Origin of the sequence: Actinomycetospora sp. CA-101289, assembly GCF_050955895.1 — a bacterium.
Classification (GTDB): domain Bacteria; phylum Actinomycetota; class Actinomycetes; order Mycobacteriales; family Pseudonocardiaceae; genus Actinomycetospora.
On the sequence record NZ_CP192093.1, the window covers coordinates 4899443 to 4912698 of the forward strand.

General features: G+C 75.5%; 12 protein-coding genes. 4 read left to right on the forward strand and 8 right to left on the reverse strand.

Annotated features, from left to right (window positions below; all coding sequences use genetic code 11):
* Positions 1-33 precede the first annotated feature (33 nt).
* The gene (locus tag ACQPX6_RS24525; RefSeq protein ID WP_433783158.1) at positions 34-1128 is read right to left on the reverse strand and encodes a winged helix DNA-binding domain-containing protein; all 1095 of its coding nucleotides are present in this window, start codon (positions 1126-1128) and stop codon (positions 34-36) included.
* Positions 1129-1172: 44 nt separating this feature from the next.
* Here ACQPX6_RS24525 and ACQPX6_RS24530 point away from each other — a divergent pair, with 44 nt between their 5' ends.
* On the forward strand, positions 1173-2615 hold the full coding sequence (locus ACQPX6_RS24530) for a GuaB1 family IMP dehydrogenase-related protein (RefSeq protein ID WP_433783160.1): 1443 nt from the start codon (positions 1173-1175) through the stop codon (positions 2613-2615).
* A gap of 69 nt (positions 2616-2684) precedes the next feature.
* Here ACQPX6_RS24530 and ACQPX6_RS24535 read toward each other — a convergent pair whose 3' ends face one another.
* Together ACQPX6_RS24535 and ACQPX6_RS24540 are read right to left on the reverse strand one after the other, a co-directional pair.
* Complete coding sequence (locus ACQPX6_RS24535; protein WP_433783161.1) at positions 2685-4043, reverse strand: PhoH family protein; 1359 nt, start codon at positions 4041-4043, stop codon at positions 2685-2687.
* A gap of 362 nt (positions 4044-4405) precedes the next feature.
* Entirely contained in the window at positions 4406-5728 is a 1323-nt protein-coding gene (locus tag ACQPX6_RS24540; RefSeq protein ID WP_433783162.1) for a DUF885 domain-containing protein, read from the reverse strand.
* A gap of 333 nt (positions 5729-6061) precedes the next feature.
* Here ACQPX6_RS24540 and ACQPX6_RS24545 point away from each other — a divergent pair, with 333 nt between their 5' ends.
* Positions 6062-6526 carry a hypothetical protein gene (locus ACQPX6_RS24545; RefSeq protein WP_433783164.1) on the forward strand — a complete coding sequence of 155 codons (465 nt, stop codon included), beginning with the start codon at positions 6062-6064 and terminating at the stop codon, positions 6524-6526.
* Positions 6527-6647: 121 nt separating this feature from the next.
* Here the strand turns inward: ACQPX6_RS24545 and ACQPX6_RS24550 are convergent, their stop codons facing one another.
* Positions 6648-7427 (reverse strand): isoprenyl transferase, encoded by a 780-nt coding sequence (locus tag ACQPX6_RS24550; protein ID WP_433783165.1) that lies wholly within the window; start codon positions 7425-7427, stop codon positions 6648-6650.
* Positions 7428-7549: 122 nt separating this feature from the next.
* Between ACQPX6_RS24550 and trhA the strand changes: the two genes are divergently transcribed.
* A complete protein-coding gene (gene trhA / locus ACQPX6_RS24555; protein ID WP_433788351.1) occupies positions 7550-8236 on the forward strand; it encodes a PAQR family membrane homeostasis protein TrhA in 687 nt (228 codons plus the stop codon).
* A gap of 10 nt (positions 8237-8246) precedes the next feature.
* Here the strand turns inward: trhA and ACQPX6_RS24560 are convergent, their stop codons facing one another.
* From ACQPX6_RS24560 to mca, 4 genes are all read right to left on the reverse strand, one after another.
* Positions 8247-8912: a hypothetical protein gene (locus ACQPX6_RS24560; RefSeq protein WP_433788352.1), complete on the reverse strand. Its 666-nt coding sequence runs from the start codon at positions 8910-8912 to the stop codon at positions 8247-8249.
* Positions 8913-8993: 81 nt separating this feature from the next.
* Positions 8994-11030 carry a thioredoxin domain-containing protein gene (locus ACQPX6_RS24565; protein WP_433783166.1) on the reverse strand — a complete coding sequence of 679 codons (2037 nt, stop codon included), beginning with the start codon at positions 11028-11030 and terminating at the stop codon, positions 8994-8996.
* Between the two features lie 26 nt (positions 11031-11056).
* Entirely contained in the window at positions 11057-11386 is a 330-nt protein-coding gene (locus ACQPX6_RS24570) for a hypothetical protein (protein WP_433783168.1), read from the reverse strand.
* Positions 11383-12291 (reverse strand): mycothiol conjugate amidase Mca, encoded by a 909-nt coding sequence (mca, locus tag ACQPX6_RS24575; RefSeq protein WP_433783169.1) that lies wholly within the window; start codon positions 12289-12291, stop codon positions 11383-11385. The genes ACQPX6_RS24570 and mca overlap by 4 nt, the downstream gene beginning before the upstream one ends.
* A 470-nt stretch (positions 12292-12761) precedes the next feature.
* Between mca and greA the strand changes: the two genes are divergently transcribed.
* Entirely contained in the window at positions 12762-13256 is a 495-nt protein-coding gene (greA, locus tag ACQPX6_RS24580) for a transcription elongation factor GreA (protein ID WP_433783170.1), read from the forward strand.

Here is a 13256-nt window from a genome sequence, read left to right on the forward strand (position 1 = left end):
CGCGGACACGCCGTCCACTCTGTCCGGGGCTGATCAGCGGGGTGACGCGGCGACCGTCACGCGGTGGCCCGCGCCCCCGGACAGGAAGCCCGCGAGCGCCCGGCCCTCCTCCCCCACCTCGGCCCGGTCGGGGCGGGAGAAGCGGCGCAGCGGGGTGACCGCGACGACCCCGTCGGCCACGGTCCACGTGCCCGCGACCCGCCCGTCGACGAGCACGAACCGCGCCCCGGCCACCGACAGCCCGCGGTGCGCGTCGTCGATGAAGCGCGAGCGGTCGTCGTAACCGAGCACCAGGTTGTCGAACGCGGGCAGGAAGCGCACGGGTGCGGGGGTGTCCTCGTCCGGACGCGGGGCGTCGGGGAGGTCGAGCAGCTCGCGGCCCCGCGCGTCGCGGAACGCCACCAGCTGCTCGCGCACGCGGGCGACCGCGGGCGGCAGGCCCGCGAGCCCGCACCAGGCGCGCAGGTCGGCCGTGGCCGCCGGGCCGTGGGCGGCGAGGTAGCGCAGCACGAGGGCCTCGCCGACGGGGTCGTCACCGTCGGGGGCGGGCGGGTCGACGGGCCGGCCGAGCCACGTCGCGAGCGCGACGCTGCTGGCCGGGCCCGTCCGTCCCCACAGCCCGCGCGGCGGGACCTGGACGAGCGGGACGAGGCAGCTCACCGCCTCGCCGAGCACGCGGGGCGGCACGTCGGGCCACCGCGCGGCGAGCTCGCGCCCGGCCGCGGGCAGCGTGCTCGGCTCCTCGGCCAGGAGCGCGCGCCCGGCGTCGGCCAGCGCCGCGAGGTCCACCGCGGCGAGCTCGGCGCGGTACACGCCGAGCAGGCGCTGGAGCAGCATCGCGTCGTGCCGCGACCGCCAGGCCAGCGCGTCCTGCGCGGTGACGAGGTGGACCGTGCGGCGCATGAGGTGCGTGCGCACCACGCGGCGCTCGGTGAGCAGGGTGGACAGCACGGCGGGGTCGAACCCGGCGAGCCGCGACCACAGCCCGGTGAACGGCTCCTGCGGCTCCTGGGCCTGCAGCCCGCCGAGGTGGGCGACGGCGTCGAGCACCGGCACGTCGGCCCGCTGCAGCAGGAACTGCCGGGCCAGCGCCGCCCGGCCCAGCGCGCGGTTGCCGAGGACGGTCACGACACCACCCTGGCAGCACCCCCCGACGCGTAACCTCGTGACACGTGCAGTTCCTCGACGGCGAACGCCCGCCCCACGACCTGACCTACGACGACGTCTTCCTCGTCCCGACGCGGTCGGACGTGGCGTCGCGCTTCGACGTCGACCTCTCCGTCGCCGACCCCTCGGGCGCGACGATCCCGGTGGTCGCGGCCAACATGACGGCGGTCAGCGGCCGGCGCATGGCCGAGACCCTGGCGCGTCGCGGCGGCCTCGCGGTGATCCCGCAGGACGTCGACCCGTCCGCGGTCGCCGACATCGTGGCGGGCGTGAAGTCGCGGCACACGGTGTGGGACACCCCGGTGGTGCTGCACCCCGGCGACGCCGTGGCCGACGCGCTCAACCTCGTGTCGAAGCGGGCGCACCGCGCGGTGGTGGTGGTCGACGACGCGGGCCGCCCCGTGGGCGTCGTCGCCGAGGCCGACTGCGCGGGCGTCGACCGCTTCACCCGCCTCGCCGACGTCCTGCACCCGGCCGTCGTGCTGCCGGTGACGACGCCGCCGCGCGAGGTCTTCGACGCGCTGCAGGACCCGGCGTACACCGGGACGCCGGCGCTCGGGGTGGACGACACCGGGCGCCTCACCGGCATCCTCACGCGTACGGGCGCGCTGCGCGCCGAGGTGTACCGCCCCGCGGTCGACGCCGACGGGCGCCTGCGGGTGGCCGCCGCGCTCGGGGTCAACGGCGACGTCGCGACCCGCGTCAAGGAGCTGGGCGCCGCGGGCGTCGACGTGCTCGTCGTGGACACCGCCCACGGGCACCAGGAGAAGATGTTCACCGCGCTGGGCGCCGCCCGCGAGGCCGCCCCGGACGCGGTGATCGTGGCCGGCAACGTCGTCACCGCGCAGGGCACCCGCGACCTCGCCGCGGCGGGCGCCGACGTGGTGAAGGTCGGCGTCGGCCCCGGCGCCATGTGCACGACGCGGATGGCGACCGGTGTCGGGCGTCCCCAGTTCTCCGCGGTGGCCGAGTGCGCCGCCGCGGCGCGGGAGGCGGGCGCGCACGTGTGGGCCGACGGCGGCGTGCGCCACCCGCGCGACATCGCCCTCGCCCTGGCCGCCGGCGCGTCCGCGGTGATGGTGGGCTCGTGGTTCGCCGGCACCTACGAGTCGCCGGGCGACCTGCAGCGCGACGAGCACGGCGCGCCGTACAAGGAGTCGTTCGGGATGGCGTCCAAGCGCGCCGTCACCGCCCGCACGCGCGGGGACTCGGCGTTCGACCGCGCCCGCAAGGGCCTGTTCGAGGAGGGCATCTCCTCCTCGCGCATGCGCCTGGACCCCCAGCGCCCGGGCGTCGAGGACCTGCTCGACAGCATCTGCGCCGGCGTGCGCTCCGCCTGCACCTACACCGGCGCGGCGTCGCTCGAGGAGTTCCACGAGCGCGCGGTGCTCGGCGTGCAGTCGGCGTCCGGCTTCGCCGAGGGACGACCCCTGCCCGCCGGCTGGTGAGGTGCGCGGAGCGCACGTGAGCACTTCTCGGTGCCGGAGCACCGAGAAGTGCTCACGTGCCGAAGGCACCTACCGCTCGCCCTCCAGCATCTCCGTGACGAGCGCGGCGATCGGCGAGCGCTCGGAGCGGGTCAGCGTCACGTGGGCGAACAGCGGGTGGCCCTTGAGCTTCTCGATCACGGCGGCGATGCCGTCGTGCCGGCCCACCCGCAGGTTGTCGCGCTGCGCGACGTCGTGGGTGAGCACGACCCGCGAGTTGGTGCCCAGGCGGGAGAGCACCGTGAGCAGCACGTTGCGCTCCAGCGACTGGGCCTCGTCGACGATGACGAAGGAGTCGTGCAGCGAACGGCCGCGGATGTGGGTCAGCGGCAGGACCTCGAGCATCCCGCGCTCGATGACCTCCTCGACCACGTTCGACGAGACCAGCGCGCCGAGCGTGTCGAACACCGCCTGCGCCCAGGGGGCCATCTTCTCGTCCCCGCCACCGGGCAGGTAGCCGAGGTCCTGGCCCCCGACCGCGTAGACGGGCCGGAAGACGACGACCTTGCGGTGCTGCTGGCGCTCGAGCACCGCCTCGAGCCCGGCGCAGAGGGCGAGCGCGGACTTGCCGGTGCCGGCGCGCCCGCCGAGGGAGACGATGCCGATGTCGGGGTCGGTGAGCAGGTCGATCGCGATGCGCTGCTCGGCGGAGCGCCCGTGCAGCCCGAACACGTCGCGGTCGCCGCGCACGACGCGGACCTGCTTGTCCGGCGTGACGCGCCCGAGCGCCGAGGAACCGCCCCCGAGCAGGCGCAGCCCCGTGTGGCACGGCAGCTCGCGCGCGGACTCGACGTCGGCGACGCCGTCGGCGAACAGCGAGGAGACCTCGTCGGGCGTGGCCGCGACCTCCGCGGTGCCCGTCCAGCCCGTCGTCGTGACGTCCTGGCCGTGGTACTCGTCGGCGGGCAGTCCCACCGAGGCCGCCTTCACGCGCAGCGGCATGTCCTTGGTGACGAGGGTGACGACGTTCGGGCGGGTGGGTGAGTACTCCGCCGCCAGGTTGAGCGCACAGGCGAGGATGCGGCTGTCGTTCTCCGCCGTGCGGAAGCCGGCGGGCAGCACCGAGGGGTCGGTGTGGTTGAGCTCGACGCGCAGCGTGCCGCCCTCGGGGGTCATCGGCAGGGGCTGGTCCAGACGGCCGTGCCGGATGCGGAGGTCGTCGAGCAGGCGCAGGGCCTCCCGGGCGAACCACCCCAGCTCGGAGTGGTGGCGCTTGGCCTCGAGCTCGGAGACGACCACGAGCGGGAGGACGACCTCGTGCTCGGCGAAGCGGGTCGGGGCCCACGGGTCGCTGAGCAGGACCGACGTGTCGATGACGTAACAGCGGCGCCCATCGGGGGTGCTGGTGGGGCTCACGGAAGCGGGACGCTCGGCTGGTGCTGCGCTCACGACTACTCCCTCGAGCGGCCACGGCACCCGCGACCACTGGTTCCTCGCCGGAACGGGTCGGCTAGTCGGGCGGCTCGACGGCGCGGTGGCGCGGCCCGGGGGCCGTCCTGCGCCATCGCGGGACAGGACCGGGTGCCGGCCCTCCCCCGGGACCGGGCCGGGGCGGTCGCGTCGCGCCGGCCGCGGACACGGACGCCGAGGAGGCGCCTGGTCCGCGAGCGGTGGACGTTCCCGTCCCGCTCCGATCTGCCACTACCGGCCTCCCCGGACGCCCCGCATCCGGTGCGGGTCCGTCGGCGCGGACGCTACCGCCGGTAGCCGGTCGTCGTCACGCGCCGAGCGCGACGAGTTGGTGACGTGGCTCACCGATCTCCGGTCGTTGCCCGCCGTCCTCCGACCGTTCGGCGCAGCCAGGGCGCCCACCCGGCGCGAGGACGGGACGGGGCCGGCGGCGGATCCGGGGGCGGTCCGGCCGCCAGCGCCCCGGGGGTCGGGGGGTCGTCGAGCACCCGGGCGAGACGGCCCGTGACCACCTCGCGGGGGGCGCCGGTCAGCCAGGGCCGCAGCAGCCGCGCGCCCTCGACGTAGGTGGTGGTGTGCGTGCGCCAGCGCGGGTGGGCCAGGAACTCGAGCATCCGGCGGGCCCGCGCCTCGTCCACCAGCAGCCAGCGGCGCAGGTGCGCGACGACCTCGTCGGCCGGCCGGTGCTCGGCGTGCAGCATCAGCGCGGCGTCCTGGCGCACGGGCGCGAGGCGGGCCATCACCGTCTCGACCGCCTCCCCCAGCTCGGCGCGCTCCCGGTCGACCGGCACGCCCGCGGCGGCCAGCACCTCGGCGTTCCACCGTCCCCAGCCCGTGCCGACGACGACCTCGAGCCCCAGCTCCGCCGCCCCCTCGGCGACGAGGCTCTGCGGGGTGCGGGCGAGGAACACCTCGCGCTCCGGCCGGCGGGCGGGGTCGGCCGCGACCCGGCAGTGCTCGGTGTGGTGGCCCGGGTAGGCCTCGTGCGCCACCAGCAGCGGCAGGTGCGTCACGCGGTGCCCGATGGCGCCGTTGACCGCGACGGCGGAGCGCCGCGGGCCGGTCCAGCGGCTGAAGCCGCTCCACGGGGCGTCGTCGACGACCTCGAGCGTCACCTCCTCGCCGGCCGGCAGCCCCAGCGCGGACGCGGTGCGCCCGCGCAGTGCCTCGGTGGCGGCCGTCAGCGCGGTGGGCAGGTGCGCGCGCGGGAGCCGGTCGCGGTCGCGGAACGCGGCGAGGCGCTCGGGCAGGGGCCCGGCCCCGCCGAGCAGGGTGGCGAGGTCCCGGTGGGCGGCGCGGTAGCGGTCGGGGTCGCCGCGCGCGATGCGCACGCCATAGCAGCGCTCGACCTCGTCGACGAACCCGATCTCGCGCCCGCCGGCCTTCTCGGCGAGGACGCGGCAGGCCTGCAGCTGGGCGTCGAGGAACGCCGTCCGGTGGGGCTCGCGCCCGCGGTCCAGCGCCCGGCGCAGGCGGTCGGCCTCGCGCACCAGGTCGTCGGGGTCGGGCGCGGGCTCGGCCGCCACCGCGGCGGCCTCGTCCGGGTCGCCGAGGTGCGCGTCGAGCACCCCGGGGACGAGGCGGTCCAGCCGCAGCGCGAGGCGCACGTAGGACCGGGCGACGCCGTCCGTCCCCGCGCCGATCCCCGACGTCGCCGCGACCACCGGCCGAGGTTACGCCGCGTGGCCCGTCGGGGCCTCGTCCGCGGCGGACCCGCCCTTGATACGACAGGCGGGGGTCGGGGGTCGCGACGCAGCGGCACTGAAGGTCTCGGAAGCGCGGGAGAACCCGCGCCGACGTGATCGGCGGATCACCCGGATATCCCACTCAAGTCGCGCTCGGAATTGTCAATCACTCGATGGGGGTTCGCGGCTGGAAATGCCCTGCTCGGGGCGGCTAGCTTTTGTCCCGTCAGCCGCACCGTCCGTGAGGCTGGAAGCACTTCGAACGGGGACCCCGAATTCCCGTCGAACCCACGAACGAAACTGGAGCACTGGATGCTGAAGAAGGCGGGAATCGTCGTCCTGGGCGCGGCGGCGGGCATGCTCTCCCTCGCTCCCCTGGCCTCGGCCGGCGAGGCCTCCCACGGCGGCGGGCACGACAACGACCACGGCCACCACGGCGAGCACGACCGCGACCGCGGCCACGGCCACCGTGGCGGCGGCGACTGCGGCGACTTCGCCCTCTCGCAGGGCGACAGCCTCGTCAACGCCAGCAACCTGCTGGCCAACGCCGACGTCGAGGACATCGCGATCCTCGGCTCGAACAGCGGCGACGACGACGACTGCGGCGGGGGCGGCCGGGGTCACGGGCGCGACGGCGGCCACGGCCACGGCGGCGGCCACCGTGGCGGCGGCGACGGCGACACCGCGGTCTCCCAGGGCAACAGCCTGATCAACGCGAGCAACCTGCTGGCGAACGCCGACGTGTCGGACATCGCCGTCCTCGGTTCCAACAGCTGAACCACGACCCGGGTCGCCGCGCGACCGTGCCCATCGGGGGATGGCACGGCCGGCGGTGACCACCGGGTGGACGACGGCCCCGGGAGCGCTGCTCCCGGGGCCGTTTCGCGTGTGCGGACCCTCAGCCGCCCCAGCGTCGGTTGCGCCGTGAATAATCGCGCAGCGCGCGCAGGAAATCGATGCGCCGGAATTGCGGCCAGAGCGCCTCGGTGAAGTAGAACTCCGAGTACACCGACTGCCACATGAGGAACCCCGAGAGACGCTGCTCGCCCGAGGTGCGGATCACCAGATCCGGATCGGGCTGGCCCGAGGTGTAGAGGTGCTCGGCGATGTGGTCGACGTCGAGGACCTCGGCGAGCTCCTCGATCGACGTGCCCGCCTCGGCGTGCCGCAGCAGCAGTTTCCGTACGGCGTCGGCGATCTCCTGACGCCCGCCGTAGCCGATCGCGACGTTGACCTGCATGCCGTCGCGGCCCGACGTCCCCACCGCCGCCGCCTCGACGCGCTCGGCGATCGGGCGCGGCAGCGCGTCCGGGTTGCCCACCACCCGCAGCCGCCAGCGGCGGTCCGGCGCCGCGAGCTCCTCCACCGCGCCGGCGATGATCTCGAGGAGCTGGTCGAGCTCCGCGGTGGGCCGGTCGAGGTTGTCGGTGGAGAGCAGGAACAGCGTGACGATCTCGACGCCCGCCTCCTGGCTCCAGTCCAGGAGGTCGACGATCTTCGCCGCGCCCACGCGGTGCCCGTCGCTGGGGTCGGCCAGGCCGGCCTCGCGGGCCCACCGCCGGTTGCCGTCGAGGATCACCCCGATGTGCCGCGGTGGCGCGCTGGTCGCACCACGACGGCGCAGGCGCCGCTCGTAGAGCGAGTAGGCGACCCGCCGCAGATCGTCCCGGAGGCTCACGGCGCACCACGCTAGCCGGTGCCGTCGCCGCGGCGGACCCCCGTGACGTCCCGTGGCCCGCCCGCGACGGCCTCGCGAACGAGGTCACGGATCGGCCACGGCGTTCCCGATCCGGCCCTACGCTGGTGGCCGTGACGCTCATCGACCCCCTCGCCGAACCGGCCGCGGTCAAGCCGCGGCTGCGGGGCTGGCTGCACCTGTGGTCGTTCGTGGTCGCCGTGGCGGCCGGGATCGTGCTGGTGTCGCTGGCCGGCGCCACGGTCTCCGCGGAGGCCGCGTTCGCGGTCGCCGTGTACTCGCTGACCGTCTGCGGCGTGTTCGGCATCAGCGCCCTGTACCACCGCCGGACCTGGGTCACCGCCCGCGCCCGCACGGTGATGAAACGCCTCGACCACGCGATGATCTTCGTGTTCATCGCCGGCACGTACACGCCGTTCGCGGTGCTCGCCCTGCCCGAGCGCACCGGCCTGATCGTGCTGGCGATCGTGTGGGCCGGCGCGCTCGGCGGCGTCGTGCTCAAGGTGGCGTGGCCGCACGCCCCGCGGTGGGTCGGGGTGCCGTTCTACCTGGCCCTCGGCTGGGTCGCGATCTTCGTCGTGCCCGACCTGCTCCACCGCGGGGGCGTCGCCGCCCTCGTCCTGCTCCTCGTCGGCGGCGCCTTCTACAGCCTCGGCGCCGTCTTCTACGCGCTGCGGCGGCCCGTGGGGTGGCCGGCCACGTTCGGCTTCCACGAGTTCTTCCACGCCGCGACGGTCATCGCCGCGGCGTGCCACCACGTCGCGATCTGGCTGGTGCTCTACGCCGGGTAGCGCCGGGCGGTCAGCCCTGCGGCGGCACCCCGTCGCCGCCTGCCTGGTCGGGGGTGTCCTGGTCGGACGTCCCCTCGTCCTCGTCGAGCACCGGGCCCCGCGTGCGCAGGTCGTCCACCGCGCTCATCGCGCCGCGCAGGTCGTCGAGCCACGTGCTGGCGTGCTCGCCGACCAGCGCGACCGCCCAGGCCAGCGCGTCCGAGCGCGACCGGGCGACGCCGGCGTCGACCAGCGTGTCGAGCACGAGGCGCTCGGGCTGGCGCAGGCGCGTCATCACCGGCACCGACAGCGTCGTGAACAGCTCCTCGACGTCCCCGACGCGCGCGCCCCAGGCCACCTTGCGCCCGTAGCGGTGCTCAGCCTGGCGCGCGACCTCGATGCGCTCGTCGCGGGTGTCCTCCCGGAACCGCTCGATGCGCCCGTGCGCGGCCGCCGCGCGGGCGGCCTCGTCGGCGCCCTCGTCCAGGGTCGGCGCCGGCAGCTCGCCCACCACGAGGATCTCCTCGCGGTCGACCGTCACCGTCGGCGTGCCCGTGAACCAGCCGTCGGGCAGGCGCCCGGCGAGCCACCCCTCGAGGTCCGAGATGCCCGGCAGGTCCGTGGGCACCCGCCCGCCGCCACGCCGTCCCGGACCGCCCCGGCCCGGTCGTCCCCGGTGTCCACCGCGTCCCACCATCATGGCCGCCTCCTTCATGCGTTGCTGTGCTTACAGCATTACACGAGTGCAGGTGTGATGGTGTTCGCCGGTGGCGAAGGGTCAGCGGGCGAGGGCCGCCGCGAGGTCGTCGGTGTCCGTGCGGGGGCGGTCGCAGACGAAGCCCCGGCAGACGTACGCGGCCGGGGCGCCGTCGACCAGCGGGCGGTCGGCGAGCAGCGGCACCCCGTCGGCGTCGGGCTCGCCGGCGACGACCACTGCGCCGCCGGGGGCGTGGCGGCGGGCGGTCTCGGCGAGGCGCTCGCGCCCCGCCCGGCCCTCCGTGTCGTCGGCGGACACCACGGCCACCTGCAGCGGGCCGGCGGCCGCGGTGTCGGCGACCCCGAGCCACGAGCCGGCGAAGCGGGCGTGCCGGGCGAGCAGGCCGCCGACCGACGCGACCGCCGCGTCGGCGAGCTCGCGGTAGCGCGCCGAGGCCTCGGGCTCGACGAGCACCGACGCGGTGAGCAGGGCGCCGGCGAGCAGCGAGGACCCGCAGGGCGTGGCGCCGTCGGTGACCTCGCGCGGGCGGGTCACGAGGCTCTCGGCGTCGTCGGCGGTGTCCCAGAAGCGGCCGGTCGGGGCGCCGTCGTCGTCGGTCTCCGCGAAGTGCGCGAGCGTGGTCTCGAGCAGGACGCGGGCCTCGTCCAGCCAGCGCGCCTCCCCCGTGGCCTGGTGCAGGGCGAGCAGCGCCTCGGCGAGGGCGCCGTGGTCCTCAAGCACGGCAGGCGCGTCGCCGACCTCGCCGTCGCGGGACGTGCGCCGCAGCCGCCCGTCGACGACGTGCACGCGCAGCAGCAGCGCCGCGGCACGCCGGGCGGCCGCGAGCCACTCGCTGCGCCCCAGCGCGGCCGACGCCTCGACCAGCGCCGTGACCGTCATCGCGTTCCACGCGGCCACGACCTTGTCGTCGCGCTCGGGCTGCGGGCGGCGTCCCCGCGCGGCGAGCAGGGACTTGCGCACGGCCTGCCAGCGGCCCGGGTCGTCGGGGTCGGCGGGCAGGCGCAGCGTCGAGCGGCCGTGCTCGAAGGTGCCCTCCGCCGTCACCCCGAGCAGCTCCGCGGCCCAGGCCCCGTCGTCGGCGCCCAGGACCTCGACGAGCTCGGCCGGGCTCCAGACGTACGTCGTGCCCTCCTCGCCGTCGGCGTCGGCGTCGAGCGCGGAGGCGAAGCCGCCGTCGCCCGTGCGCAGGTCGCGCAGGAGGAACGCCGCGGTCATGTCGGTGACGCGTGCCGCGGCCCCGGAGCCGGTGAGCCGCGCGAGGTGGGCGTAGACGCGCAGCAGCTGCGCGTTGTCGTAGAGCATCTTCTCGAAGTGCGGCACGGTCCACGTCGCGTCGGTGGAGTACCGCGCGAACCCGCCCGCGAGCTGGTCGAACAGCCCGCCGCGGGCCATCGCCTCGGCGGTGATCTCGGTCATCGCGAGCGCGTCGGGGTCGCCGGTGCGCTCGTGGTGGCGCAGCAGGAACTCCAGCACCGCCGACGGCGGGAACTTGGGCGCGTCCCCGAACCCGCCGTGCTCCTCGTCGAAGTCGCCGGTCAGGGCCACGACGGCGCCGGCGAGCGTGTCGTCGTCGACCTCGGCGGCGGGCAGCGACCGCGTGACCGCCGAGAGCCGCTGTGTGATCCCGCGCGCGGCGTCGCGCACCCGCTCGCCCTCCGACGTCCACGCCCGCACCACGGCCCCGAGCAGCTGGGTGAACGACGGCATCCCGCCGTGGGGGCGCGCCGGGTAGTACGTGCCGCAGTGGAACGGGTCGCCGTCGGCGGTGAGGAAGCAGGTCATGGGCCAGCCGCCGTGGCCGGTCATCGCCTGCGTGGCCTCCATGTAGACCGCGTCGACGTCCGGGCGCTCCTCGCGGTCGACCTTGATCGACACGAAGTGCTCGTTGACGTACGCGGCGACCTCGGGGTCGGCGAACGACTCGTGCGCCATGACGTGGCACCAGTGGCACGCCGCGTACCCCACCGACAGCAGCACCGGCACCTCGCGGTGTCGCGCCTCGGCGAACGCCGCCGGCGACCAGGGCTGCCAGTCGATGGGGTTGTCGGCGTGTTGGCGCAGGTAGGGGCTGGTGGAGCCGGCGAGCCGGTTGGCCATGACCGAATCGTCGCAGCCGTGCCCGGTCAGGGCGAGCCGGTGCCCCCCGGTCCGTCCGGACGGTCCACCGGGGTACGGCCCGACGGCGTCGTCGAGGGCCGGTCGGGGCCCTCGGACGGGCCGTCGCCGTCGTCGTCGGGTGCCTCGGGCGGCGGGTCGAACGACTCCGGCACGTTGCGCAGGCGCTTGGACATCGAGCGGATGAGCAGCGCCGTGGCCAGGCCGAGCAGCAGGATCACGACGAGTGCGATGGGCGAGGTCTTGCCGAACTCCTCGCCGCGCTCCGACCCGGGGGGCGCACCGGGGGGCGGCGCCGACAGCGGGAGCAGCGTCCACCACACGGCCAGCGGGGTCATGCGCCGACCCGCTCGCGCACCCCGGCGAACAGGTCGTCACCGAGGCTCTCGTTGCTCTCGTCGGTGTCCACGATCGAGCGGGCGAGCTCGTAGTCCTCGGTGGGCCACACGCGCTTCTGGAGCTCGAGCGGCACCGCGAACCACCGCGACGTCGGGTCGATCTGCGTGGCGTGCGCCCGCAGGGCGTCGTCGCGGACCGGGAACCACTCGCCGCAGGGCACCCGCGTCGTGATGCGGGGGCCGTTGTCGGGGCGGGAGTCGTCCCACTTCTCGATCCACTCCGCGTACGGCGACTCGAGCCCGGCCTCGAGCATCGCCTCGTGGAAGGCGACGACGCGGCCCTTGGAGAACCCGTGGGAGTAGTACAGCTTCAGCGGCTGCCAGGGCTCGCCGGCCTCGGGGAAGCGGTCCGGGTCGCCGGCCGCCTCGAACGCGGCCACCGAGATCTCGTGGCAGCGGATGTGGTCGGGGTGCGGGTAGCCGCCGTTCTCGTCGTAGGTGACGACGACGTGCGGGCGGAACTCGCGCACGATGCGCACCAGTGCCTCGGTGGGCACCTCGAGCGGCTCGAGGGCGAAGCAGCCCGGGGGCAGCGGGGGCTTCGGGTCGCCCTCGGGCAGGCCCGAGTCGACGAAGCCGAGCCAGCGGTGCTGCACGCCCAGGATCGCGGCCGCGCGGGCCATCTCGGCGCGGCGCGTGCCGGTCATGTCGGCGTTGACCTCGGGGGTGTCCATCGCCGGGTTGAGGATGCTGCCCGCCTCGCCCCCGGTGCAGGTCACGATCATGACCTCGACGCCCTCGCTGACGTAGCGCGCGCACGTGGCGGCGCCCTTGCTGGACTCGTCGTCGGGGTGGGCGTGCACCGTCAGGAGGCGCAGCGGCTGGTCGTGCTGGAGTGAGCTCATCGTCTGTCCGGAGCCGTCCTCGTGCGTCGTTCTCGGCTGTGGTGCGGGGACCGCGGGGAGTACCGCCGGGTACAACGCCCCGGTCCCGTCCCATCATCCCGGCCACCCCCGACAGCGCCCGCCGGGGCCGTCCCCGGGCGTCCGCGGCGGCCTTCACCGGGGGCTCACAGGACCCCGCCGGGAGGCCACCGAGATCTCCGTCGCGGGGCGTCCCGACGGGGAAAGCGCAGGTGGGCAAGGCCCTGTGCGGGCCGCCGGGGCGCAGTGCCGCGCGCTCGAACGGGTTCCGCGGGCCGCCGCTCGTGTTACCGTTCTCCGACACGGCCCGCATGCCGCGGGCCGTGTTTTTCCGTCTGTGGCCCCCGGGCCGCCGGCACCGTCCCGCCCCGGGGCGGTGTCACAGGGCCCGTGCAGGGAGCAGGCCGCCGACCCGTGCAGCGCGGGCCCGGACCTCCGAGGAGTTGATCGCCGTGACCGAGACGCAGACGCAGGTGACCTGGCTGACCCAGGACGCGCACGACCGTCTGAAGGCCGAGCTCGACGACCTCGTCGCGCAGCGTCCCGTGATCGCGCAGAAGATCAACGCCGCGCGCGAGGAGGGCGACCTCAAGGAGAACGGCGGCTACCACGCCGCCCGCGAGGAGCAGGGCGTCATGGAGGCCCGCATCCGCCACCTCCAGGAGCTGCTGCACACCGCGAAGGTCGGCGAGACGCCCACCGAGAGCGGCAAGGCCGTGCCGGGCACGGTGCTCACCGTCCGATTCGAGGGCGACGACGACGCCGAGACCTTCCTGCTCGGCTCGCGCGAGGAGGGCGCCCACGGCGACCTCGAGGTCTACTCCCCCAACTCCCCGCTCGGCTCCGCGCTGCTCGGCGCCGAGGCCGGCGACACCGTGAGCTACGCGCTGCCCGACGGCGGGTCGATGCAGGTCACCCTGGTCTCCGCGGAGCCGTACTCCCCCTGA